Genomic DNA, 19864 nt, shown 5'->3' with positions numbered 1-19864 from the left:
CCCAAGCGCGGTCGTTCGCCGCGCCTTAAACAATAGCGCCGGCCAGCCTGATCGGCTATGGTCCGGCCGAACCTGCCTGGAACACGAAAATGTCAGAACAAAGGACCACCGCCGCGGGCGGCATGGAAACATCCTACGGTTTCAGGGATGTCGGCATCGGCGAAAAACAGCCGCTGGTGAACGAGGTCTTCCACCGTGTCGCCAGCCGCTACGACCTCATGAACGACCTGATGTCGGGCGGGTTGCACCGGCTTTGGAAGGACGCCATGGTCGGCTGGCTCAACCCGCCCAAGCATCCAGGCTGGAAGGTGCTCGACGTGGCCGGCGGCACCGGTGACGTCGCCTTTCGCATCATCGACGCGTCCCACGGTCACGCCCATGCCACGGTGCTCGACATCAACGGCTCGATGCTGGCTGTCGGCCGGGAACGCGCCGCACGACGCCGGCTCGAGGCGAACACGGATTTCGTCGAGGCCAATGCGGAAGAGCTCCCCTTCACCGACGACACGTTCGACGCCTACACGATCGCTTTCGGGATCCGCAACGTTCCGCGCATCGAAACGGCGCTGGCAGAGGCCTACAGGGTGCTCAAGCCTGGTGGCCGTTTCCTTTGCCTCGAATTCTCCGAGGTCGACATGCCGATGCTCGACAAGATCTACGAGACGTGGTCGTTCGAGGCCATCCCACGCATCGGCAGGCTGGTCGCCGGTGACGGCGAACCTTATGCCTATCTGGTGGAATCGATCCGCAAATTCCCGAACCAGCAGAATTTCGCCTCGATGATATCGGGCGTCGGCTTCGACCGCGTAACTTTCCGCAATTATTCCGGAGGCATAGCGGCGCTCCATTCCGGCTGGAAGCTTTGACGGGTCGCATTGGATGAACACCCCAGGAGCTTACTTCCGGCTGGTGCGGGCCGGCTGGATCATGGTGCGCGAAGGGGTGGTGGCCGCTCTTCCGGGCGATCAACTCGCCGGCTTTCCAAAATTCGCGTGGAACACAGCGCGGCTTTTCGCCCGTCGCCGCGCGATGGGCAAGGATCGTTCGGAGCGCCTGTCCAGGGCGATCGCGCGGCTCGGCCCTTCCTACGTCAAGCTCGGCCAGTTTCTCGCCACACGCCCCGATGTCGTCGGCACCGAGATGGCGGCCGACCTGGCGCTGCTGCAGGACCGGATGGAGACCTTCCCGAAGGTGCAGTCGATCACCGCGATCGAAGGGTCACTTGGCCGGCCGGCCGGTGAGCTCTATCTGAGCCTCGGCGACCCCGTGGCCGCCGCCTCGATCGCTCAGGTTCATGAGGCGGAAGTGGAGCGGGACGGCGTCGTCTCCCGGGTGGCGGTCAAGGTGATCCGGCCGGGTGTGCGCCGCCGCTTCTTCCGGGATCTCGAAAGCTATTTCCTGGCGGCGCGGCTGCAGGAAAAATACATCCCGTCGGCCCGCCGGCTCCGCCCCGTGCAAGTCACCGAGACGCTCGCTCAGACGACCAAGATCGAAATGGATCTTCGTCTCGAAGCGGCGGCACTGTCGGAACTTGCCGAGAACACGAAGGGCGATCCCGGCTTCCGCGTGCCGTCCGTCGATTGGGAGCGCACCGGCCGCGACGTGCTCACCATCGAATGGATCGACGGCATAAAGCTCAATGACCTGGAGGCCTTGCACGCCTCGGGGCACGATCTCAGGGCGATCGCGGCGAACCTTGTCCAATCGTTCCTCAGGCATACGTTGCGCGACGGCTTCTTCCACGCCGACATGCATCCCGGCAACATGTTCGTGGACGCGGCCGGCACCATCGTCGCCGTCGATCTCGGCATCTCCGGCCGGCTAACCAAGAAGGAACGGCGCTTCCTGGCCGAGATCCTCTATGGGTTCATCAGGCGCGACTACAGGCGCGTCGCGGAAGTGCATTTCGAGGCGGGCTATGTGCCGGCCAAGCACGACATCTCGGCTTTTGCCCAGGCTATCCGCGCCATAGGCGAGCCGATTCATGGCCAGCCCGCCGAAACCATCTCCATGGCCAAGCTTCTCACCCTGCTCTTCGAGGTGACCGAGCTGTTCGACATGGAGACGCGCCCGGAACTCGTGCTCCTTCAGAAAACGATGGTCGTTGTCGAAGGCGTTGCGCGCACCCTCGATCCCGCCTTCAACATGTGGAAGACCTCGGAGCCTGTGGTCGGACATTGGATCGCGGAAAATCTCGGGCCCCGCGGCCTGCTTTCCGATGCGCGCGAAGGTGTTGCGGCCCTTGTGTCCTTTGCCCGCCAGGCACCGGAACTCGCCGCCCGCACCGAGAAGCTCACACGCGAGATCGACGCCATGGCCGAGCATGGCCTGCGCTTCGACGAGGGCACGGCCAAGGCGATCGGCAGGGCCGAAGCGCGGCATACGCGCTCCGGCCGCATCGCCCTGTGGGTGATTGCGTTGACGCTGTTGTTCATTGCTTGGAAGCTGGTCTGACGTGCTTTCAATGACAGCAACGCTGTCATTGAAAGCCTATTGCTCTCGGCATAGATTTTGCCGGGAGGAGAAACAGATGGGTACGTTGACGATCCGCAATCTCGACGACCGTGTTAAGCGGGAGTTGCGCAAGCGAGCCGCCGAGCATGGTGTATCGATGGAACAGGAGGCGCGAGAGATCCTTGCCAGGAGCGTCGGCGCGGTAGCCGCAAGTCGACGCAAGCCCACGATCGAAGAATTGACCCGGTTGGGCGTGAAGCCCACGCAGCCATTCGACCTCAAGAGACTGACGGATGAGATGTGGGACGAGGGCCTTGCGTGATAGCTTTCGCTGTCGACACGTCGGCCCTGATGGCGGTCCTGAACGACGAGGCCGACGCCATGGCTTACAGGCAGGCCTTCCACGAGGCCGATGAAATGGTCGTCGGCACAGCGACATTGTTCGAAGCGGGGTGCGTCGTTTCCCGAGGCAAACTGCAGAGCGGACATCTGCGTCTGGAGATGTTGGTGGAACGACTTTCGCCGACCGTCGTCGCATTCGATCTCGATCAGATGGCCGTCGCCCGATCGGCCTATCTTCGCTTCGGGCGGGGAAGTGGTCATCCCGCCAGCCTGAACATGGGGGATTGCTTCGCCTACGCATTGGCAATGACGCGGCAATTGCCGCTTCTTTTCAAGGGCGATGATTTCATCCATACCGATATAGTGCCGGCACTGAAGCTACCGGAGACATGACCCTATGACCCTTTCCGGCAAGCGCATCCTCCTGATCATAGGCGGCGGCATAGCGGCCTATAAGAGCCTCGACCTGATCCGTCGCCTGCGCGAGCGTGGAGCATCGGTGCGTTGCGTCATGACGGCCGCGGCCCAGCAATTCGTGACGCCGCTCGCCGCCGGCGCGTTGTCGGCGGATCACGTGTTCACCGATCTTTTCGACCGGCAGGACGAACAGGATGTCGGCCACATCCGCCTGTCGCGCGAGGCGGACCTCCTTGTGGTGGCGCCGGTCACCGCCGATCTGATGGCCAAGGCGGCCAACGGTCTGGCCGACGATCTCGCTTCGGCGGTCCTGCTTGCCACCGACAAGAAGGTGTTGATGGCGCCGGCCATGAACCCGCGCATGTGGTCACATCCCGCCACGCGCCGCAATCATGCGACGCTCGAACGCGACGGTGTCGCCTTTGTCGGGCCGGGCACGGGCGAGATGGCGGAGGCAAAGGAGGCCGGTGAGGGGCGCATGGCTGAGCCGCTGGAGATCGTCGCGGCGGCTGAAGCCATGTTCGATGCAGGGCAAAAACCGTTGGCCGGCAGGAAAATCATCGTTACGTCCGGTCCGACCCATGAGCCGATAGATCCGGTCCGCTACATCGCCAACCGTTCATCCGGCAAGCAAGGGCATGCGATCGCGGCCGCTCTTGCCAGGCTCGGCGCCGATGTGCGGCTGGTTTCAGGGCCCGTGGCTCTTCCGGACCCAGCCGGTGTAAAGACGAGCCATGTCGAGACTGCGCGCGAGATGCGCGATGCCGTCGAGGCGCTGCTGCCGGCCGACGCGGCAGTCTTCGTGGCGGCAGTAGCCGACTGGCGCACCGAGAATTCCGCCGCGGAGAAGATCAAGAAGGTTGCCGGTGAGGGCCCACCCTCGCTCAAGATGATCGAAAATCCCGACATTCTGTCGACCGTTGGTCATCATGCACGCCGTCCGGATCTCGTTGTAGGCTTTGCCGCGGAAACGCAGGACGTCCTCAAGAACGCCGAAGCCAAGCTGAAGAAGAAAGGCGCGGATTTCATCGTCGCAAATGATGTGTCGCCCGCCGGCGGCGCCATGGGAGGCGATCGCAATCGTGTCAGGATCGTCACAAAGGGAGGGGTGGACGAATGGCCGGAAATGACCAAGGACCAGGTAGCGGAGCGACTTGCGGCGCTGATCGCCGAAAGGCTGGAGGCAAATCCCACCTGATGGCTACGCCTTCGCTCGCGATCTCAACCACGGCCCCATGCTATCGCTTCCTTCGATGAGCCGAAGACGATGCCCATAACCATTCCTGTTCTGGAGAGCCCCAGGCTCGTGTTGCGCGGGCATCGGCCCGAGGATTTCGAGGCGCATTCGGCCATGTGGGTCGACCCTCTCGTCACGCGTTTCATCGGCGGCCAGCCTTTCCCCCGTGACCAGGCATGGGTGCGGTTCCTCCGTCATGCCGGCATGTGGCAGGTCATGGGCTTCGGCTTCTGGGCCATCGAGGAAAAAGCGACGGGTCGGCTGATAGGCGAGGCCGGCTTCCACGAGTTGCGTCGCGTTATCGAGCCCAGTATCGAAGGCTCGATGGAGACAGGCTGGGCGCTTCGGCCGGAAACCCAAGGCAAGGGGCTCGCCACCGAGGCGGTCAACGCCCTACTTGCCTGGGGGACGGAAAAGTTTCCTGGCAAGCGCGCAACCTGCCTCATCGAGCCGGACAACATCGCCTCGTTGCGGGTTGCGGCCAAGACCGGCTTCCGCGAATTTGCCCGCACCTGCTTCCAGGGGAAGCCGGTCATATTGCTCGAAAGGTAAATCGCCCCGCCTGCCTATTTTTCCGACCAGGCGGGGCACTTACTCATGCAGTGGGCTGCTTGGTCTTGCGAAGGTAAGGCAGGATCGTCTCGAAGGCCCCGAAGCGCTTGATCGCGTCTTCGTTGGAAACGGCGGCCGTGATGATCACATCCTCGCCCTGCTGCCAATTGGCCGGCGTGGCGACCTGGTGCTTCGCCGTCAACTGAATGGAATCGATCGCCCGCAGGATCTCGTTGAAGTTGCGGCCGGTCGTCATGGGATAGGTCAGCACCAGCTTGATCTTCTTGTCCGGCCCGATGACATAGACCGAGCGGACGGTGGCGTTGTCGGCCGGAGTCCGGCCGGCTGCGCTGTCGCCGGCGTCCGCCGGCAGCATGTCATAGAGCTTCGCCACTTTCAGGTCGCGGTCGCCGATCAGCGGATAATCGACGGCATAGCCGGTAGCCTTCTGGATATCGTCCTTCCAGCGAACGTGGTCCTCTACCGGATCGACCGAGATGCCGATGATCTTGGCGTTGCGTTTCCTGAAATCGTCTTCCAGCCCGGCCATGGTGCCGAGCTCGGTGGTGCAGACGGGTGTGAAGTTCTTGGGGTGAGAAAACAGCACCGCCCATCCGTCCCCGATCCAGTCATGGAACTGGATCGTGCCATGCGTGGTTTCCGCGGTGAAGTCGGGCGCGGTGTCGTTGATGCGTAGGCCCATGGGTGTCTCCTCTAGCGTAGAATTTTCCCCATCATAGCGCAATTCGGGCCCGTTTCGAGAACGAAGCCGACCATTTTCGTCGTTCCTTGGAATGGGCATGGCTCATTCCCTTTCGATGACGGGAAAAATTTCCTCTGGCGACCCGGCTCTCGGTTCCGACGGGTGCAGCCTCCGCCCGCTCGACGGCCGAAGGCTTAGACGAAAGAGGGTGGTTCGCCCTGATCCCGCCACAGCTCGCCCTTACCGCCATCGCATGTTCTTCCGCCTTCTTGCCATTCTGCCGCTGGTTCTTCTCTGCGCCTGCGCCTCCTCTCGGCCAATCGCTACCGGGCAAGACGTGCCGACGGTTGCCGAGCCTCTGCCGCCTGAAATCAAGCCGCTGACGATGGAACAGGAAGAGCAGGCGAACGCCTTGGGCACGACCTGACGAGATCCGGTACAGAGGCTGGGCAAGGGGAGCAATCGCGTTGCCGTGGGCCGTCGTGCCGTCTGATGTCGAACTCGCGCCCATACCCGAGGATCCCGCCTATACCTGTGTCTACACCGACGGCGGCCCGGTGCTCGTCAACCGCGGCGGCCGCAGAGTGGTGTGGGTGCAGGGCGGATAGCGAGGGCGGGCCAAGCGCCAAGTGCACTTGTATAAGGTAGAAAGGTCGGCCTGGCACAACGCAGCCGGCCTTTTCCGTGCGTTGAAGCTGCGCTATGGCCTGCATGACCGACCATGCTGGATCGTCCCTGATGGATGCAGTTTCCTCCTCCGCGCTTTTCCTGGGCATCGATACCGGCGGCACCTATACCGATGCAGTCCTGTGGTCGGAACTCGCAGGCGTCGTCGCCAAGGCCAAGGCACTGACGACGCGGCACGATCTCGCTGTGGGAATTTCGGGGGCGGTCGACGCGGTGCTTGAAACGGCCGCCGTCGACCCCGCCGCCATCAAGCTGGTATCGATGTCGACCACGCTTGCCACCAACGCGCTTGTGGAAGGGCAGGGCGGCCGTGTCGCGCTGGTCATGATCGGGTTCTCCCAGGCGGACCTCGCCAGGGATGGCCTGCAAAAGGCACTCGGCAGCGATCCCGTGATTTTCTGCCCCGGCGGGCATGACGTCCATGGCAACGAGCAGCCTCTGGATCTGGAGGTTCTGAAAGAAGCGTTGCCGGCACTGGGAACGGCCGTTTCGAGCTTTGCCGTCTGCGCTTATTTCGCCACCCGGAATCCCGCTCACGAGATTGCCGCGCGCGATCTGATCCGCGAGCGGACCGGCCTTCCCGTCACCGCCAGCCACGAATTGTCGGCCAAGCTGGGGGGGCCGAGACGGGCGCTGACGACGCTCCTGAACGCCCGCCTCGTTTCCATGATCGATCGGCTCGCCGCGGCGACCGAAGGATTTCTGGCGCGGCGCGGCATAACGGCGCCGCTGATGGTCGTTCGCGGCGACGGCGCGCTGGTCTCGGCGGCTTTCGCCCGCCAGCGTCCGATCGAGACGATCCTCTCCGGCCCGGCCGCGAGCCTCGTCGGCGCATGGCATATGACGGGCCTCGATGATGCCGTCGTGTCCGACATCGGAGGCACCACGACCGACGTCGCGGTCCTGGAAGGCGGTCGCCCGCGTCTCGATCCCGAGGGTGCCACGGTCGGCGGTTTCCGCACCATGGTCGAGGCCGTCGCCATGCGGACTTTCGGTCTTGGCGGGGATTCGGAAGTCTCGCTGGAGGATCGCGGGCTGACGCCTAGGCTTCTGCTCGGTCCGCGCCGGCTCGTGCCGCTTGCGCTCCTCGGCATGATGCACGGCGAAACGGTGATCGGCGAGCTCGAGCGGCAGTTGCGGGCGCCCAATTCCGGGCGGATGGACGGGCGCTTTGTCCTGCGCACAGGCGTTCCCGACCGTCTCGCCGCGGGGCTCGCCACTGCCGAGGCCAAGCTCTACGACCAGATCACGAGGGTGCCGCAGCCGCTCGACCGGCTCCTTGTCTCGACGGCCCAGAACGCCACCCTCGTACGGCTTGTGGCGCGGGGCCTTGTCCATATCGCGGGATTCACACCGTCGGATGCCGCCCATGTGCTGGGACGGCAGACGAACTGGGATCCCGCGGCCGCGCGCCTCGGCGCTCAGCTGTTTGCTCGCCGCCGCGACGGACGGGGCCAGCCGATCGCGACGACCGCCGAGGAGATCGCCGAACGCGTGCTCGCGGCGCTCACCCGCTTCTCGGCCGAGGCGATCCTCGAGACCGCTTTCGCCGAAGACGGGCTCGACGGAGCCGTGACGGTCGCCCACGCGCTTGTCCAGCGGGCGGTCGACGGCCATGGCGGTATTGCCCGGCTGACGGTTGCGCTCGATCGGCCGGTCATAGGCCTCGGTGCTTCTGCCCCCCTTCATTACGCTGCGTTGCCGCAACTCGTGGGCAACCGGTGCCTGGTGCCGGCCGACACCGACGTGGCCAACGCCGTGGGGGCCGTCGTCGGCCAAGTGCGGATTTCCGTCGAGGCCCGGGTGAGCCAACCGGAAGAAGGAATATTCCGTATCAGCGCCGGCGATGTGATACGCGATTTCATCGACGAAGATGACGCCATGGCTGCAGCCGAAGCCGAAATCCGCAACCTTGCCTCGGACCGGGCTCAGGCGGCAGGGGCTGGCATCGCCGAGATCGTGATGTCGCGCGATGTCAAAAGCGCGACGGTGGAAGGGCGGCGCACCTTCGTGGAGGCGATCCTCGTCGCAACGGCCAGTGGTCGCCCACGCATAGCGGCTTGATATAGCCTGAGCAGGTTCGGAAGCTGTCCCACCGTTTTCCGACAAAAACCTTCGGCGAAACAGAGGGCTGAGCAGATGATGTGCGGGGCCAAGCCGGGCGTCATCTGCTCAGGGCGAATTGACCCGCCTCCTTCGGCATGTCAAAGGCCGGCTGACCAAGAACTTCGCCAATGACTTGGAGATGCATTGATGACCGACCGCGTCGAAATCGCCGGCCTCAGGATTGCGGGTCAGCTGCGAGATTTTATCGAGGCCGAGGCGCTGCCCGGCACTGGGATCGACGCGAATGCGTTCTGGCAGGCCTTCTCGGCGATCGTGCATGATCTGGCGCCGAAGAACCGGGCGCTGCTGGCCAAGCGCGACGCGCTGCAGCAGAAGATCGACGACTGGTACCGGGCCAACGGCGCGCCCACGGACATGGCCGCCTACAAGGCCTTCCTCGCCGAGATCGGCTATCTCCTGCCGGAGGGGCCGGCCTTCAGCGTGACGACCGCCGATGTCGATGCCGAGATCGCCGAACTGGCCGGGCCGCAGCTCGTCGTGCCGGTAATGAATGCCCGCTATGCCCTCAACGCCGCCAACGCCCGCTGGGGCTCGCTCTATGACGCGCTCTATGGCACCGACGCCATCCCGGAGACCGACGGCGCCGAAAAAGGCAAGGGCTACAATCCGACGCGCGGCGCTAGGGTGATCGCCTGGGCGCGCGATTTCCTGGATCGCGCCGCGCCGCTCGACGGCGTTTCCTGGCAGGACGCGCGTGGCTTCTCGGTCAAGGACGGAGCGCTCCTGGTGAGGCTCGACGGCGGGCGTGCGGCCGGCCTCGCGAACCCAGCGCAATTCGCCGGCTATCATGACGATCCGTCGGTGCAGGGCCAGCTCCTGCTCAGGAACAACGGCATCCTGATCGAAATCCTGGTCGACCCCACCTCGACCATCGGCAAGGATGATCCTGCCCATATCTCCGATGTCTGGCTGGAATCGGCCTTGACCACCATCATGGACTGCGAGGATTCGATTGCCGCCGTCGATGCCGACGATAAGGTCGTCGTCTATCGCAACTGGCTCGGCCTGATGAAGGGCGATCTCCAGGAGGAGGTCACCAAGGGCGGCAAGAGCTTCGTGCGCAAGCTCAATCCCGACCTCGACTACCGTGCGCCCGACGGCTCCACTTTCCAGTTGCGCTGCCGCTCGCTGATGCTGGTCCGGAATGTCGGCCACCTCATGACCAATCCGGCGATCCTCGACCGCGACGGCAACGAGGTGCCGGAAGGCATCATGGACGCCATGATCACCAGCCTGATCGCGCTGCACGATGTCGGCCCCAACGGCCGTCGCAAGAACTCGCCGGCCGGCTCGGTCTATATCGTCAAGCCGAAGATGCACGGGCCCGAGGAAGTGGCCTTCGCGGTGGAGATTTTCGGCCGCGTCGAGCAGGCCCTGGGAATGAGGCCCAACACGCTGAAGATGGGCATCATGGACGAGGAGCGGCGGACCACCGTCAATCTGAAGGAGTGCATCCGCGCCGCCAAGGAGCGCGTGGTGTTCATCAACACCGGTTTCCTCGACCGCACCGGCGACGAGATCCACACCTCGATGGAAGCCGGACCGATGATCCGCAAGGGCGACATGAAGAAGGCGGCCTGGATCGGCGCCTATGAGAACTGGAACGTCGACACCGGCCTGGAATGCGGGCTGTCCGGCCATGCCCAGATCGGCAAGGGCATGTGGGCGATGCCCGACATGATGGCGGCGATGCTTTCCGAGAAGATCGCCCATCCCAAGGCGGGTGCCAACACCGCCTGGGTGCCGTCGCCGACGGCGGCGACGCTGCATGCGACCCACTATCACGCGGTCGACGTCAAGGCCGTGCAGGCGTCGCTCAAGGGCCGCGCCAAGGCCAGGCTCGACGACATCTTGTCGGTACCGGTGGCGGTGCGTCCCAACTGGACGCCCGAGGACATCCAGAAGGAACTCGACAACAACGCGCAGGGGATCCTGGGTTACGTCGTGCGCTGGATCGACCAGGGCGTCGGCTGCTCCAAGGTGCCCGACATCAATGACGTCGGGCTGATGGAGGATCGCGCCACGCTGCGCATCTCCTCCCAGCACATCGCCAACTGGCTGCATCATGGCGTGTGCAGCCAGGCCCAGGTGATGGAGACGATGAAGCGCATGGCGGCCATCGTCGACGGGCAGAATGCCGGCGATTCGCTCTACCGCCCGATGGCGCCCGACTTCGACAAGTCCATCGCCTTCCAGGCGGCCTGCGACCTCGTCTTCCAGGGCCGCGTCCAGCCCAACGGCTACACCGAGCCGGTGCTGCATCGGCGGCGGCTGGAGCTGAAGGCGCATAATCGCTGAGATGACGGCACTCTACGTTGCCCCCCTCTGCCCTGCCGGACATCTCCCCCACGAGGGTACGAGATTCACACATCCGGCGGAGCTTTCTGGAGCACCCCTCATCCGACCGCGCTTGGCGCGGCCACCTTCTCCCACAAGGGGAGAAGGAGGAGTTTTGCAGAAGCGCTCCTGCCAATCGCAAATGCTGGCGATTGGCAGGAGCGCTGCGGCCGTCTTGCCTTCTCCCCTTGTGGGAGAAGGTGGCCGACAAGCTTGTGACGCGGCTAAGCCGCGGCACAAGCGCCGGAGGTCGGATGAGGGGTGTTCCAGAGACCGCCGACGATCCGTGAGATGTGTGAATGTCGTAGCCCCTTGTGGGGGAGATGTCCGGCAGGACAGAGGGGGGCAACATAGAGCTCCTTCGGCTGACCCATGAAGCTGCTCGCCGTCGACAGTGCTGCCAATCTCTGCGCGGCCTGCGTTTGGGACACGGCGGCAGGCCATGAGCTCGGTCGTTCCGTCGCCGATATCGGCAAGGGACACGCCGAGCGCCTGATGGCGACGATCGCCGAGGCGTTGCAGGCCGCTGGCGCGGATTATTCCGAACTGGGGAGCTTGGCAGTCTCGACCGGACCGGGATCGTTCACCGGCGTCCGGGTCGGCGTGTCGACCATTCGCGGCCTGGCGCTGGCTCTCAAAATACCGTCGATCGGGGTTACCACGCTGGATGCCATCGCCGCTGAAGCCGGGGACGCTTTCCCCAATCGGCCGATTATGGTGGCGATCGATGCCGGCCGGGGCGAACTCTATGTGGCTCTATACGATGCCGCGGGCAAAATGAGCTATGATGCCTGCGTGCTGAGTTTCGCGGACGCCCTTGCCGTTGCGGTCGACGCTGCTCCCGTCGTGTGCGGAACGGCGGCGGAGAAGATCGCGCAGGCGGCAGGGCCGCTGGCGCTGGACACCGGTCTCGCGACTGCGACCGCGGATATCGCGACCTTTGCGCGGCTCGCCGCGCTGCGCGGCCCTTCGCCGCATAAGCCGGCACCCGTTTACCTGCGCGAGCCCGACGCCAAGCCGCAGTCTGGCTTCATCTTGCCGAGGTCGCGCGCATGATCCGATTTCCTTTCCTGCGACCGAAGCGGGATTATTCCGTCGCGAGACTGACTGGTGAGGACGCGGGGGCGATCGCGCTTCTGCATCGGCAGGATTTCGTGCGCCCTTGGAGTGACGACGAATTCGCGTCGCTGCTCGCCCAGGACACCGTCTTCGGATTCACCGTACTCGAAACCGGCAGGGCCAGCGCCGGTCCCGTCGGCTTCGTGCTGGCGAGACTGGCGGCGGGCGAAGGAGAGATCCTGACGGTGGTCGTCGCCCGCGCTCATCGGCGCCAGGGTCTGGGCTGGCAACTCATGGATGCCGTGCTGCGGGAGCTGCATGCGGAGCGGGCAGAGGCTCTGTTCCTCGAGGTGGACGAAACCAATATTGCAGCCCTCCACCTCTACAGGCGCCTCGGCTTTCAGGAGGTCGGCAAGCGGCCGGCCTACTATCAGACGGCAGGAAGCGGTCGGTCGGGCGCGCTTGTCATGCGCCGCGATCTTCGATAGCGCGCCGCGCTTCCTTGGTCGTGAGCAGGCACCCTACGATTTTGTAACTTGCATTTGCGCGACGTCAGGCATTTTCACTTGGGCTTGAATGCTGGAACCGAAGGCGTTGGGTGGGAAACGGTTGGCGAGATGATCGGAACGATCCGCACGATATTGGGGCTGCTGGGCATCGTTGCAATTACCCTCTGGGTGATCGTGGTGCAGACCTTCGCCATGAAGACGGGTCTGATCGACGAGCATCGCTGGCCGCGCTGGTGGCACACAAACATGTTGCGCATGCTGGGCATCCGTGTCCATCCGCATGGCGAGATGGCGCGGGAACGGCCGCTTCTGATCGCGGCGAACCATATCTCCTGGACCGACATCATGGCGCTGGGCTCGCTCGGCCATGTCACCTTCATCGCCAAGTCCGACATGGCGCGCTGGCCGTTGATCGGCTTTCTGTGCGGGCTCCAGCGCACCATCTTCGTCGAGCGGGATCGCAGGCGTAAATCCGGCGACCAGGCCTCGGAAGTCGGCCAGAGACTCGCCGGCAATGCCGCCGTCGTGCTGTTCGCCGAGGGCACGACCTCCGACGGCAATTTTCTGTCACCCTTCAAGAGCACCCTTTTCGCCGCTGCCGATATCGCGCTCGCGGCAGGCAAGGTGGAGAAGATGTACATCCAGCCGGTGGCGATCGCCTACACGCGGCTGCACGGCCTGCCCATGGGCCGCCGTCATCGCATGGTTGCATCCTGGATCGGCGACGCCGATCTGGTTCCGCATATCTTCCGCCTGCTGCGCGAGGGCGCCATGGACGTCCATGTGAGCTTCGGCGCGCCGGTGGAATATACGCCCGGCAGCAACCGCAAGCAGGCGGCGCGGCACGCGCAGGAAGAGGTCCGCGCCATGATGATCGAGCGCCTGCGTCTTTCGTAGGAACGAACGGCCGCACGAAAGCGTCTGTTTTTTGTCGTGGAGAAGCGTTAAAAGCCGCCGAATGGAAATGAGCGATATTGGCGAGCGCGAGGCCGCCCTTCCCCTCGAGACGCGACCGGCGGCGACCAGGAAGGTCTTTGTCAAGACTTATGGCTGCCAGATGAACGTCTATGATTCCCAGCGGATGTCGGATGCGCTGGCGGCCGACGGCTATGCCGCGACCGACGCAATCGAGGACGCCGATCTCGTTCTCCTCAACACCTGTCATATTCGCGAGAAGGCTGCCGAGAAGGTCTATTCCGAGCTTGGCCGCATCCGCAAGCTGAAGGCGGAGCGCCAGCAGGCCGGTCGCGAGATGATGATCGGGGTAGCCGGCTGCGTCGCGCAGGCCGAAGGGCAGGAGATCATCCGCCGCTCGTCCGCGGTCGACCTCGTGATCGGCCCGCAGACCTATCATCGCCTGCCCGAGGTGGTGCGCAAGGCACGCGAGGGCGAGAAAGTCGTCGAAACCGACTACGCGATCGAGGACAAGTTCGAGCATCTGCCGCAGCCGCGGCGGGCCGAGGTGATCAAGCGCGGCGTCACCGCTTTCCTGACGGTGCAGGAAGGTTGCGACAAGTTTTGCACCTTCTGCGTGGTTCCGTATACCCGCGGCTCGGAAGTGTCGCGCCCGGTTTCGCAGATACTGGCCGAGGCGGAGCGCCTGGCGGAAGCCGGCGTGCGCGAGGTCACGCTGCTTGGCCAGAACGTCAATGCCTGGCATGGCGAAGGCCCTGACGGCAAGCCGTGGGGGCTGGGGCGGCTGCTTCATCGGCTGGCCGAGATCCCGGGTTTTGCCCGCTTGCGTTATACGACCAGCCATCCCCGCGACATGGATGACGAGCTGATTTCGGCCCATCGCGATCTCGATGCGCTGATGCCTTACCTCCACCTGCCGGTCCAGGCGGGATCCGACCGTATCCTCAAAGCGATGAACCGCCGCCACACCGGCGCTGACTATCTCAGGCTGATCGAGCGCATCCGCGCCGCGCGGCCCGACATCGCGATGTCGGGCGATTTCATCGTCGGCTTTCCAGGCGAGACCGAAGCGGATTTCGAGGATACGCTGGCGATCGTGCGCGAGGTCCGCTACGCCCAGGCCTTCTCCTTCAAATATTCCCCGAGGCCGGGCACGCCCGGGGCCGATATGCGGGACCACATCGCCGAGGAGATCAAGGACGAGAGGCTGCAACGGCTGCAGGCGCTGCTCAACAAGCAGCAACGCGAGTTCACCGAGAGCCTCGTCGGCAAGACCATGTCGACGCTGATCGAGAAACCGGGCCGCCATGCCGGCCAGCGGGTTGGTCGCTCGCCATGGTTGCAGCCGGTGATTGTTGATGAAAAGGCTGGCGGAATCGGTGACGTTGTCACCGTCCGAATCACGGGCGCAGGCACCAACAGCCTGTACGCCCAGGCAGTCTGAGCAGGTTTCGGAAAAAATGTCCCACGGTTTTCCGATAAAAACTTGCGGCAAGAGAAGAGAGCCCCGGCTACCAATAGGAGAGATGGTTGAGCGCTAGCGAACTGAAGAACGTGCCCTCCGGGGCATCGGACATGGCGCACATCGTTCTGACCTTCGACAACAACAAGCTCGCAAGCGCCCTCTACGGCCCGTTCGACGAGAATCTCGCTCGGCTGGAGCAGAAGCTCGGCGTCGACATCCGCTCGCGCGGCAATCAGCTCACGATCAAGGGCAGTCCGACGGCAGCCGAGCAGGCGCGTCGCGCGCTCGACCATCTCTATGGCATCCTTCAGAAGGGCACGGATCTCGCGCAATCGGACGTCGACGGGGCGGTGCGCATGGCCATCGCCGCCGACGATCAACTGACGCTGCCGACGCTGGAGCGCAAGGGCAAGATGGCGGCCGCGCAAATCGCGACGCGTAAAAAGACGATCTATGCGCGCTCGCTCAATCAGGACGCCTACATGCGAGCGCTGGAGCGATCCGAGATGGTTTTCGGCATCGGACCGGCCGGCACCGGCAAGACCTACCTCGCGGTGGCGCATGCGGCCATGCTCCTGGAGCGCGGTCTCGTCGAGCGCATCATCCTGTCGCGTCCGGCGGTCGAGGCGGGCGAACGTCTGGGGTTCCTGCCTGGCGACATGAAGGAGAAGGTCGATCCCTACCTGCGCCCGCTCTATGACGCCCTCTACGACATGATGCCGGGCGACAAGGTGGAGCGCGCGATCACCGCGGGCGTCATCGAGATCGCGCCGCTTGCCTTCATGCGCGGGCGCACCCTCGCTCATGCCGCCGTCATTCTTGACGAAGCGCAGAACACCACGCCGATGCAGATGAAGATGTTCCTGACCCGCCTCGGCGAGAATTCCCGTATGATCGTCACCGGCGATCCCACGCAGATCGACCTGCCGCCCAACACCAAGTCCGGTCTCGTCGAGGCGCTGCGGATTCTCGACGCAGTGCCGGGCATCGTCACCGTTCGCTTCAATGAGAAGGATGTGGTGCGTCACCCGCTCGTGGCCGAGATCGTTGCGGCCTATGACCGTGACGCGAAGATGGCGCGCGGCCTGGGAGCCACAGACAACTGACATGGCCGGGAATAGCAATTCCGGTGCGGGTGTCGCGCGCAGCGCCCCGCGGGTGGAGATCGATCTTCTGGTCGAAGCCGAGGGCTGGCTGCCGCCGGACGAACTCGAGGCGATCGCACGCAGGACCGTCGATGCTGCGCTCGCGGAACTCGGCACCCATGGCGAGGTGCCGAGCGAGCTCAGCCTGGTGTTCTCCAACGATGCCGGCATCAAGGAATTGAATGCCGGCTGGCGCGGTAAGGACAAGCCCACCAACGTCTTGTCGTTCCCGGCTTTCGCCATCGCGGCGGGAGATCCGCTTCCGCCCATGCTGGGCGACATCGTGCTTGCGATCGAGACGATTTCGCGCGAATCTTCTCTCGAAAAGAAGCCGTTCGAACACCATCTCATCCATCTTGTCGTCCACGGTTTCCTGCATCTTCTCGGCTACGACCACGAGACCGATGAAGAAGCGGAGGTCATGGAGGCGATGGAACGACGGGTTCTGGCGAGGCTTGCCATTCCCGATCCGTATGCTTAACAGGAAAAGGCTGATCAAGCCGGAAGATGATGAACGAGAACCTGAAGACCGCCGCGGGCCCTGAGACGGGCGAGACCAAGGGGTCGAGCCAGAAGGAAGAGGGCCCGAGTACCGTCGGGCAGCAGGCCGATCGGCCGTCGCTGCTCGAACGCCTCACCGGCTTCTTCCGCCATAGGAACGGTTCGAACCTGCGCGAGGATCTGGCCGACGCCCTTGCCGAAAACACCTCCGACGAGGCGGATTTCTCCGCCGGCGAACGGGCAATGCTCAACAACATCCTGCGCCTGCGGGAGGTGCGGGTGGAGGACGTTATGATCCCGCGCGCCGATGTAGAGGCGGTGGAGCTATCCACCACGTTGGGTGAACTCCTGAACCTCTTCGAGCAATCCGGCCATTCGCGCATGCCGGTTTACGCCGAAACCCTCGACGATCCGCGTGGAATGATCCACATACGTGACGTGCTGGCCCATATCACCAAGCAGGCGCGAGCGAAGAAGGGGCGCACGAGCCGGAAGGCCGATGCCGTCCGTGCGCTCGATCTTGGCAATGTCGATCTCACCAAGACGATCGGCGAGCTCAATCTCATCCGCACGGTGCTGTTCGTGCCACCCTCCATGCTCGCTTCCGACCTCATGGCCCGAATGCAGGCAGCGCGTATCCAGATGGCATTGGTCATCGACGAATATGGCGGCACCGACGGCCTGGCCTCGCTTGAGGACATCGTGGAGATGGTCGTCGGCGACATCGAGGATGAGCATGACGAGGACGAACCGCTGATCACCCAGTCCGGCGACGGCGTGTTCATCGTCGACGGCAAGGCCGAGATCGAAGACGTCGCCAAGATGATCGGCGATACTTTCAAGCCCGGCGAGCATGGCGAAACCGTGGATACGATCGGCGGCATGATCTTCAACACGTTGGGCCGCGTGCCGGCCCGCGGCGAGGTCGTGCACGCAATCCCCGGTTTCGAGTTCCATGTCCTCGACGCCGACCCGCGGCGCGTGAAGAGGGTCCGCATCGTCAGCGACCAGAAGGCGGAGCGGCGGCGGCGCGCCGCGCAGCCGGCGGCCAGCGAAGGGTGACGGGCCTGTCGCAATCCCGCCGCGCGTTAGATCGCGCGCCATGTGCCGGTAGCTTGCGACCGTGATTCTCGTTTCGAATATCGATGGCCACCCTGACAGCCGGCTGGAGCGCCTCGCCGGCAGGCTCGTCCTGCTTTCCGGATGGCGGCGTGCCCTCGTCGCCTTTGCGGCGGGAGGCTTTGCCGTTCTTTCGGTGGCGCCCTACGATTTCTTCGCTGCCTGCTTCGTTTCCTTCCCCGTTCTGGTCTGGCTCCTGGACGGGGCGACGGCCGAGCCCTCCGCCCGTGCCCTGGCCCGGTTGGTGCCTGCCTTCTCGATCGGCTGGTGGTTCGGCTTCGGCTATTTCGTCTTTGGCCTGTGGTGGGTCGGCATGGCGATGCTGGTCGAGGCGGATAGTTTCGCCTGGGCGCTCCCCATCGCCGTCCTGGTGCTGCCGGCGATCATGTCGGTGTTCTACGGTTTGGCGACGGCCCTGGCCCGCGCTTTCTGGACCGACGACATCGGGCGGATCGCGGCCCTGGCCGCCGCCTTCGGTCTCGCGGAATGGCTGCGCAGCTTCGTATTCACCGGGTTCCCGTGGAACCCGATCGGCTACGCGGCCATGCCCGTGCCGCTCCTGATGCAGTCGGTGGCGGTGGTCGGCGCGCCGGGCATGAACTCGCTTTCGGTCTTCGTCTTTGCCATGCCTGCGCTGCTCGCCGGGCGGCGGCATCGGCGCATCGGCGGCGCGCTCGCGGCCGTCCTCGTCCTTGCCCATCTCGGCTTCGGGTTCCACCGGCTCGCGCCGGCCGGCGACAGCGACGCGCGCACGCTGACCGTGCGGATCGTTCAACCTTCCATCGACCAGGCGACGAAGCTCGACGGCACGGCGCGCGACGACGTTTTCCGGACGTTGCTGAGGCTCTCCGCGGCGCCGCCACAGGAGGGCGCCGAGCCGCCGCAGCTCATCCTCTGGCCGGAGACGTCGGTTCCTTTCCTCTTCACCGAGCGGCCCGACGCTTTGACTGCCCTGGGGCAACTCCTCGGCGAGGGCCAGATGCTGATCGCCGGCGCCGTGCGCGCCGAGGGGAAGGCAGGAGCCGATCAGGCGACGCGTTATTACAACTCGGTCGTTGCGATCAACGACGTCGGCGAGATCGTCGACGCCGTCGACAAGATACACCTCGTCCCCGGTGGCGAGTACTTGCCCTTCGAAGGGCTTTTCCAGAGGCTGGGCGTCGACCGCATAGTGCCGATGCCTTTGAGCTTCTCGGCCGGCACCGAGCGGCATGCGGTCGCCCTGCCGGGCGGCCTTGGGGCAGCGCCCTTCATCTGCTACGAGATCATCTTTCCCGATCTCGTGTCGGAGGGGGTGGCGGGTGCCGACCTCGTCATCAATGTCACCAATGACGGCTGGTTCGGGGATACGCCGGGCCCCTATCAGCATTTCCGCCAGGCGCAGATCCGGGCCGTCGAGACCGGCCGAACTCTCGTCCGGGCGGCCAATACGGGGATATCCGGCGTTATCGACGGAAAAGGCCGCGTCATCGATGCGCTCGCCATCAATGTTCGTGACGTAATCGATATTTCCGTGATGATCGGCCCGCCGCGACCGATGCCCTGGGGGAACCCGACGACGAACGGTCTCGTTATCATGGCTCTGCTGGCGACCATTGCCTGTGGGTTGAAACTACGCCAAAGGATGGGGGTCGATTGACACAGCGTATATTAGAAATTCATATTATATGCGCTCCACGTCTTGCCGACCTGATTGCCGTGATATTGGGGCCATGGATTTGGATGATCGGCGGGCAGGGGGGCTAAACATAGACAAGCCGAAGAAAACGGCGAGGATAAAATGATAGAAAATAAGAAGAAGCCTAACCCGATAGACGTGCATGTTGGAGGCCGCATACGCCTCCGGCGCAATATGCTGGGAATGAGCCAGGAAAAACTTGGAGAAAACCTGGGCATCACATTCCAGCAGATACAAAAGTACGAGAAGGGGACAAACCGGGTAGGCGCGAGCAGGTTGCAGGCGATTGCCTCCATCCTCAATGTTCCGGTCTCGTTCTTCTTCGAGGATGTGCCGGGACGTGAAGGTGCCGAAGCAACTGGTCTGGCGGAGGATTCCACGACCTATGTTGTGGATTTCCTGAACAGCGCCGAGGGCATTCAGTTGAATCGCGCCTTTGCTCGCATCTCCGAGCCGAAGGTCCGCCGCAAGATCATCGACCTCGTCAAAGCTTTGGCGCAAGAGGCCGAGGAATAGCTGCTTCCGGTCCGGAATCCGGGCCGGCATTGCGGGAACGGCAAGGCTTGCGGATTTCCGCAAGGGTGGTTGTTTCTTGTTTCGCCAGCCCCCAAATACTG

At 64.1% G+C, this 19864-nt stretch carries 19 protein-coding genes; 18 read left to right on the top strand and 1 reads right to left on the bottom strand.

Features of this window, described 5'->3' with window-relative positions; translation table 11 throughout:
• Positions 1 to 89: 89 nt before the first annotated feature.
• The 6 genes from ubiE to ACCO56_RS18090 all read left to right on the top strand — a co-directional run bounded on the left by ubiE (position 90) and on the right by ACCO56_RS18090 (position 5002).
• Positions 90 to 866: a bifunctional demethylmenaquinone methyltransferase/2-methoxy-6-polyprenyl-1,4-benzoquinol methylase UbiE gene (ubiE, locus tag ACCO56_RS18115; RefSeq protein ID WP_433642211.1), complete on the top strand. Its 777-nt coding sequence runs from the start codon at positions 90 to 92 to the stop codon at positions 864 to 866.
• 13 nt (positions 867 to 879) lie between these two features.
• The gene (ubiB, locus tag ACCO56_RS18110; protein ID WP_433642210.1) at positions 880 to 2454 is read left to right on the top strand and encodes a 2-polyprenylphenol 6-hydroxylase; all 1575 of its coding nucleotides are present in this window, start codon (positions 880 to 882) and stop codon (positions 2452 to 2454) included.
• Between the two features lie 76 nt (positions 2455 to 2530).
• The gene (locus ACCO56_RS18105; RefSeq protein WP_433642209.1) at positions 2531 to 2776 is read left to right on the top strand and encodes a FitA-like ribbon-helix-helix domain-containing protein; all 246 of its coding nucleotides are present in this window, start codon (positions 2531 to 2533) and stop codon (positions 2774 to 2776) included.
• The gene (locus ACCO56_RS18100; protein WP_433642208.1) at positions 2773 to 3189 is read left to right on the top strand and encodes a type II toxin-antitoxin system VapC family toxin; all 417 of its coding nucleotides are present in this window, start codon (positions 2773 to 2775) and stop codon (positions 3187 to 3189) included. Before ACCO56_RS18105 ends, ACCO56_RS18100 begins: the two co-directional genes overlap by 4 nt.
• 4 nt (positions 3190 to 3193) lie before the next feature.
• Complete coding sequence (gene coaBC / locus ACCO56_RS18095) at positions 3194 to 4411, top strand: bifunctional phosphopantothenoylcysteine decarboxylase/phosphopantothenate--cysteine ligase CoaBC (protein WP_433642207.1); 1218 nt, start codon at positions 3194 to 3196, stop codon at positions 4409 to 4411.
• Positions 4412 to 4480: 69 nt separating this feature from the next.
• A complete protein-coding gene (locus ACCO56_RS18090; RefSeq protein WP_433642206.1) occupies positions 4481 to 5002 on the top strand; it encodes a GNAT family N-acetyltransferase in 522 nt (173 codons plus the stop codon).
• A gap of 43 nt (positions 5003 to 5045) precedes the next feature.
• Here ACCO56_RS18090 and ACCO56_RS18085 read toward each other — a convergent pair whose 3' ends face one another.
• Positions 5046 to 5705: a peroxiredoxin gene (locus ACCO56_RS18085; RefSeq protein WP_433642205.1), complete on the bottom strand. Its 660-nt coding sequence runs from the start codon at positions 5703 to 5705 to the stop codon at positions 5046 to 5048.
• Positions 5706 to 6187: 482 nt separating this feature from the next.
• Between ACCO56_RS18085 and ACCO56_RS18080 the strand changes: the two genes are divergently transcribed.
• From ACCO56_RS18080 to ACCO56_RS18025, 12 genes are all read left to right on the top strand, one after another.
• A complete protein-coding gene (locus ACCO56_RS18080) occupies positions 6188 to 6313 on the top strand; it encodes a DUF1236 domain-containing protein (protein WP_433642204.1) in 126 nt (41 codons plus the stop codon).
• Positions 6314 to 6443: 130 nt separating this feature from the next.
• A complete protein-coding gene (locus ACCO56_RS18075) occupies positions 6444 to 8456 on the top strand; it encodes a hydantoinase/oxoprolinase N-terminal domain-containing protein (protein WP_433642203.1) in 2013 nt (670 codons plus the stop codon).
• Positions 8457 to 8645: 189 nt separating this feature from the next.
• On the top strand, positions 8646 to 10817 hold the full coding sequence (locus ACCO56_RS18070) for a malate synthase G (RefSeq protein WP_433642202.1): 2172 nt from the start codon (positions 8646 to 8648) through the stop codon (positions 10815 to 10817).
• 411 nt (positions 10818 to 11228) lie between these two features.
• On the top strand, positions 11229 to 11912 hold the full coding sequence (gene tsaB, locus ACCO56_RS18065; RefSeq protein ID WP_433642201.1) for a tRNA (adenosine(37)-N6)-threonylcarbamoyltransferase complex dimerization subunit type 1 TsaB: 684 nt from the start codon (positions 11229 to 11231) through the stop codon (positions 11910 to 11912).
• On the top strand, positions 11912 to 12403 hold the full coding sequence (locus tag ACCO56_RS18060; RefSeq protein WP_433642398.1) for a GNAT family N-acetyltransferase: 492 nt from the start codon (positions 11912 to 11914) through the stop codon (positions 12401 to 12403). The genes tsaB and ACCO56_RS18060 overlap by 1 nt, the downstream gene beginning before the upstream one ends.
• A 129-nt stretch (positions 12404 to 12532) precedes the next feature.
• The gene (locus ACCO56_RS18055) at positions 12533 to 13321 is read left to right on the top strand and encodes a lysophospholipid acyltransferase family protein (RefSeq protein WP_433642200.1); all 789 of its coding nucleotides are present in this window, start codon (positions 12533 to 12535) and stop codon (positions 13319 to 13321) included.
• Positions 13322 to 13388: 67 nt separating this feature from the next.
• Positions 13389 to 14783, top strand: coding sequence for a tRNA (N6-isopentenyl adenosine(37)-C2)-methylthiotransferase MiaB (gene miaB / locus ACCO56_RS18050; protein ID WP_433642198.1), 1395 nt, complete (start codon positions 13389 to 13391; stop codon positions 14781 to 14783).
• Positions 14784 to 14914: 131 nt separating this feature from the next.
• A complete protein-coding gene (locus tag ACCO56_RS18045; protein ID WP_433642397.1) occupies positions 14915 to 15910 on the top strand; it encodes a PhoH family protein in 996 nt (331 codons plus the stop codon).
• Position 15911: 1 nt separating this feature from the next.
• Complete coding sequence (ybeY, locus tag ACCO56_RS18040) at positions 15912 to 16430, top strand: rRNA maturation RNase YbeY (RefSeq protein WP_433642197.1); 519 nt, start codon at positions 15912 to 15914, stop codon at positions 16428 to 16430.
• A gap of 29 nt (positions 16431 to 16459) precedes the next feature.
• Entirely contained in the window at positions 16460 to 17512 is a 1053-nt protein-coding gene (locus ACCO56_RS18035) for a hemolysin family protein (protein WP_433642396.1), read from the top strand.
• A gap of 103 nt (positions 17513 to 17615) precedes the next feature.
• Positions 17616 to 19208, top strand: coding sequence for an apolipoprotein N-acyltransferase (gene lnt / locus ACCO56_RS18030; RefSeq protein WP_433642395.1), 1593 nt, complete (start codon positions 17616 to 17618; stop codon positions 19206 to 19208).
• 141 nt (positions 19209 to 19349) lie between these two features.
• A complete protein-coding gene (locus ACCO56_RS18025) occupies positions 19350 to 19763 on the top strand; it encodes a helix-turn-helix domain-containing protein (protein WP_433642196.1) in 414 nt (137 codons plus the stop codon).
• Positions 19764 to 19864: the final 101 nt, after the last annotated feature.

The organism is Mesorhizobium sp. 1B3 (assembly GCF_050958605.1).
GTDB lineage: Bacteria > Pseudomonadota > Alphaproteobacteria > Rhizobiales > Rhizobiaceae.
This window is presented reverse-complemented; position numbering and strand designations above follow the sequence as displayed.

Bases quoted from the DNA above. Each gene is read 5' to 3' on its own strand.
- ACCO56_RS18070 (WP_433642202.1), top strand. From the start codon at position 8,646: ATGACCGACCGCGTCGAAATCGCCGGCCTCAGGATTGCGGGTCAGCTG.
- ubiB (WP_433642210.1), top strand. From the start codon at position 880: ATGAACACCCCAGGAGCTTACTTCCGGCTGGTGCGGGCCGGCTGGATC.
- ybeY (WP_433642197.1), top strand. From the start codon at position 15,912: ATGGCCGGGAATAGCAATTCCGGTGCGGGTGTCGCGCGCAGCGCCCCG.
- ubiE (WP_433642211.1), top strand. From the start codon at position 90: ATGTCAGAACAAAGGACCACCGCCGCGGGCGGCATGGAAACATCCTAC.
- ACCO56_RS18055 (WP_433642200.1), top strand. From the start codon at position 12,533: ATGATCGGAACGATCCGCACGATATTGGGGCTGCTGGGCATCGTTGCA.
- coaBC (WP_433642207.1), top strand. From the start codon at position 3,194: ATGACCCTTTCCGGCAAGCGCATCCTCCTGATCATAGGCGGCGGCATA.
- ACCO56_RS18045 (WP_433642397.1), top strand. From the start codon at position 14,915: ATGGCGCACATCGTTCTGACCTTCGACAACAACAAGCTCGCAAGCGCC.
- ACCO56_RS18035 (WP_433642396.1), top strand. From the start codon at position 16,460: ATGAACGAGAACCTGAAGACCGCCGCGGGCCCTGAGACGGGCGAGACC.
- tsaB (WP_433642201.1), top strand. From the start codon at position 11,229: ATGAAGCTGCTCGCCGTCGACAGTGCTGCCAATCTCTGCGCGGCCTGC.
- miaB (WP_433642198.1), top strand. From the start codon at position 13,389: ATGAGCGATATTGGCGAGCGCGAGGCCGCCCTTCCCCTCGAGACGCGA.
- ACCO56_RS18090 (WP_433642206.1), top strand. From the start codon at position 4,481: ATGCCCATAACCATTCCTGTTCTGGAGAGCCCCAGGCTCGTGTTGCGC.
- ACCO56_RS18025 (WP_433642196.1), top strand. From the start codon at position 19,350: ATGATAGAAAATAAGAAGAAGCCTAACCCGATAGACGTGCATGTTGGA.
- ACCO56_RS18105 (WP_433642209.1), top strand. From the start codon at position 2,531: ATGGGTACGTTGACGATCCGCAATCTCGACGACCGTGTTAAGCGGGAG.
- ACCO56_RS18085 (WP_433642205.1), bottom strand. From the start codon at position 5,705: ATGGGCCTACGCATCAACGACACCGCGCCCGACTTCACCGCGGAAACC.
- ACCO56_RS18075 (WP_433642203.1), top strand. From the start codon at position 6,444: ATGGATGCAGTTTCCTCCTCCGCGCTTTTCCTGGGCATCGATACCGGC.